The 3,719-nt window shown below is 39.9% G+C and carries 2 protein-coding genes and 1 pseudogene; all 3 read left to right on the top strand.

The features are described 5' to 3' along the window. On the top strand, positions 1-1,194 hold a 1,194-nt coding region (locus PL9631_RS27475; RefSeq protein WP_197046253.1), incomplete at its 5' end, for a group II intron reverse transcriptase. A gap of 399 nt (positions 1,195-1,593) precedes the next feature. Beyond that, on the top strand, positions 1,594-1,950 hold the full coding sequence (locus PL9631_RS27480; RefSeq protein ID WP_083616996.1) for a DUF3768 domain-containing protein: 357 nt from the start codon (positions 1,594-1,596) through the stop codon (positions 1,948-1,950). 606 nt (positions 1,951-2,556) lie between these two features. After that, a pseudogene (locus PL9631_RS27485) lies at positions 2,557-3,678 on the top strand (reverse transcriptase domain-containing protein); the annotation flags it as partial. Between the last annotated feature and the right edge of the window lie 41 nt (positions 3,679-3,719).

The raw sequence follows: 3,719 nt of genomic DNA on the forward strand, positions 1-3,719 counted from the left end.
GGAAGCATATATTTGCCGGAGTCAATTGGAAGCATAAACTTGCCGAAACGGCAATATTATCCTTCCAATGACAGAAGGAGTTTAACTGGCTACTTTGCACTTGGTGTCAGCTTCGCTATTTCTACGCCTACTAATGATGGTACACCACAAGGCGGGATTATTTCACCCTTACTTGCGAATATTGCCCTACATGGTATGGAAGAAAGAGTCATGCAATATGCAGAAACTCTAAAAGGGAGTAAGCGGGATAACCGAAAAGCCCTTAGTCTAATCCGTTACGCTGACGATTTCGTAATAATCCATGAGGATTTAAACGTTGTCAAAAAGTGTCAAGAGATAATAGCAGGATGGTTAAGTGACATGGGATTGGAATTAAAACCAAGTAAAACAAAATTAACCCACACCCTCAATGAAATTGATGGAAATGTTGGGTTTGAGTTCTTAGGATTCCATGTACAACAACACAAAGTAGGTAACTACCGATGTGCGAACAACACGAATGGAACACCGCTAGGTTTTAGCACATTAATCACACCCTCAAAAGCCAAAATCAAAACTCATCTTGTCAAGATAGCTGAAGTAATAGATACCCATAAGACAGCCCCACAAGCTGCCCTAATTAGCAAGCTGAATCCAATTATTAGGGGCTGGTCAAACTATTATTCAACAGTGGTTAGTAAAGAAACCTTTTCAAAAGTAGATGAACTAACCTATAACAAGTTGAGAACATGGGCAAGAACAAGGGGAAAAGGGAGCATTAATAAAGACAAATACTGGAGAACAGTAGGCGACAGAAATTGGTGCTTCAGTACAGAAAACGGAATGGAATTACTCAAACACGCCAGTACGCCAATCGTAAGGCATACAAAGGTCAAGGGAGAGGCTAGTCCGTTTAATGGAGACTGGACTTACTGGAGTAAACGACGAGGCGAATATCCTGAAACTCCTAGCAGAGTTTCCAAATTAATCAAAAAACAAAAGGGTATTTGTCCTCACTGTGGTTTGTATTTCACAAGTACAGACACTGTAGAAGTTGACCATATTAAACCAACATCATTAGGTGGAAAAGACATCTATGATAATTTACAACTTCTACACAAACATTGTCACGACACAAAGACGGCTCATGATGGTTTTTCAACTAATAGTAAGCAATTACCAATAATTGAGAATTATGAAAATAACCCGTTTTGAATCGTATCCGTAACAAGGATGGAGTTATCAAGGAGCCGTGTGAGGTGAAAGTCTCACGCACGGTTCTGAAGGAGAGGTAGGAGTGGTAACGCTCCTATCGACTCTAACAGATTAATTAGATTTTTCTATTATTCAACGCCTTGAGTCAATTTAATTGCCGATGTCCAAAATTAGCCGCATTATCTGATCAGAGGTGAACATGGTGGAAAATTTTCCACCATGTCCCTTCCGTCTGCCTCTTTTCCTTTTTTTGGAATAGGTGGGTTTAAGCGATGCCGACAGGCGGTGGCTACGCCATCGCAGTTCATTTTCTGGGATTATTGTGGGTTGGGAAGCTCTTCATCTCACCTAACTTCCGCGCTAACGCGCCGATTGAGGGTGAAGATTGTTTAAAAAAATATGACTGACACCTTAACAAAAGCTGAACAAATTGCTCGTCTTAATGATCAATTACGCTCTCAAAATTCACAAGTCGGAGCTATTCATTTGTCCCATAGTGTTGGGCTTCTGCCTCCTGAACAGCAACAACAACTTCTACAATTGCTGAAGGAATTTAACTCGTTTTCACCGGATAATGACCCTTACGGAGAACGAGATTTTGTGACTTTAGAATTAGACGGCGATCGCTACTTTTTCAAAATTGATTATTTTGAGAAATCCGCTTGGCTTCAAGGGGAAGAAATTGGCGCCAACAGTCCTGAAGATGTTAATACCACTTGGAGAGTTGGGACTTTAATGGAGAGTAGCGAATATTAATTTCTGGTGCGATTCGTTTAACTTAAAATAAGCTGAAAAGCTTATAGGACGGTTAGCTCAGTTGATAAGACTGGTGACAACTGATTACATTTATGGGTGAAATTCTGTGAATTAAGTCCCATCCCTCAAGTGCTGAGGTGAAAGCATAACCCCTAGTTTGTATGGGTAGCAACCAACAGATTAAAGCGGGGTTAAAAGGTAAGAACTACTGGTAGCCAAAACTGGTAACTACCAAGCAAGAAGTCCATGCGTAGCGTAAGCAAAGATGTGTCCGAACCATCGTTAAGTATAATGGTGTAATGGCTTATTCAGGGTTAAAACTGAATAACACCAAGCCAAAAGGCAAGGATAGGGCATAAGCGATTCGGGAATCGACTTATAAGCACCGCCCAATAAACCCGGTGGAGAGCATCACGCTAAAGACTTTAATAATGTGTAATCGGAACGAAGTAACTCTTACATAACTCTGGAAAGGTCGAATAATCCAGTAAGCAGCTAACGAACTTTATGTAAGAGGGGGATGGTGTTAAAAGCGAATGCTTTACTGTAATGGTAAAGATATGCTGACAAACACTCGATAACTTCAAAGAAATTAAGTAAGTAGCAATGAATATGTCTAAAACGCTGATTAAAACTCAGACGGTGGAATGGAAAGACCTTAACTGGCGCAAGTTAGAACGGGTCACTTTCAAGTTGCAAAAACGAATATTTCAAGCGAGTGAACGAGGCGATGTTAAAGCAGTTCGCAAACTTCAGAAAACCCTGATTAATTCCTGGAGTGCTAAATGTATTGCAGTCAGAAGGGTAACACAAGATAACCAAGGTAAAAATACAGCCGGAGTGGACGGAATCAAAACACTGAATCCTAAACAACGAATGAAATTGGTAGGCAAGTTAAAGTTAACCAACAAGGGAAAGCCAACTCGTAGAGTGCAAATTCCCAAACCCGGTTCAACGGAAACTAGACCATTAGGAATACCCACAATAAATGACCGTGCATTACAAGCATTAGTCAAACTAACATTAGAACCAGAATGGGAGGCTAAATTTGAGCCAAACAGTTATGGGTTCAGACCAGGACGCTCATGTCACGATGCGATTGAAGCAATATTTAACAGTATCAGCAAAAAAGAAAAATATGTGCTGGACGCTGATATTGCTAAATGTTTTGACCGCATAAACCATAAAGCACTAATTGACAAATTACACACATATCCTACATTAAGCCGTTTAATAAAATCATGGCTCAAAGCAGGATATATGGAGGGAAAAGAACTTTTCCATACAAATGAAGGTACACCACAAGGGGGAGTTATTTCACCTCTACTTGCGAATATTGCCTTACATGGTATGGAGGAAAGAGTAAAGCAATATGCAGAAACTCTGAAAGGGAATAAACGGAATAACCGCAGATCTCTTAATCTAATCCGTTATGCTGATGACTTCGTAATAATGCACGAGGATTTAAACGTAGTCAAAAAATGTCAAGAAATAATAGCTGATTGGTTAGGTAACATGGGTTTGGGATTAAAACCAAGCAAAACTAAATTAACCCACACTTTCAAGGAAATTGAAGGGAATACTGGGTTTGATTTTCTAGGGTTCCATATCCAACAACACAAAGTAGGCAACTACCGAAGTTCAAAGAGCGGAAAAGACACCTATGATAACCTTCAACTTTTACACAAACATTGCCACGACACAAAGACGGCTAGTGATGGTTCTTTAACTAAAACAGTTGAGAATTATGACAATCAACCGTTTTGAAT

This window comes from Planktothrix paucivesiculata PCC 9631, from assembly GCF_900009265.2.
Taxonomy (GTDB): Bacteria; Cyanobacteriota; Cyanobacteriia; order Cyanobacteriales; family Microcoleaceae; genus Planktothrix; species Planktothrix paucivesiculata.

Bases quoted from the DNA above. Each gene is read 5' to 3' on its own strand.
- PL9631_RS27480 (WP_083616996.1), top strand. From the start codon at position 1,594: ATGACTGACACCTTAACAAAAGCTGAACAAATTGCTCGTCTTAATGAT.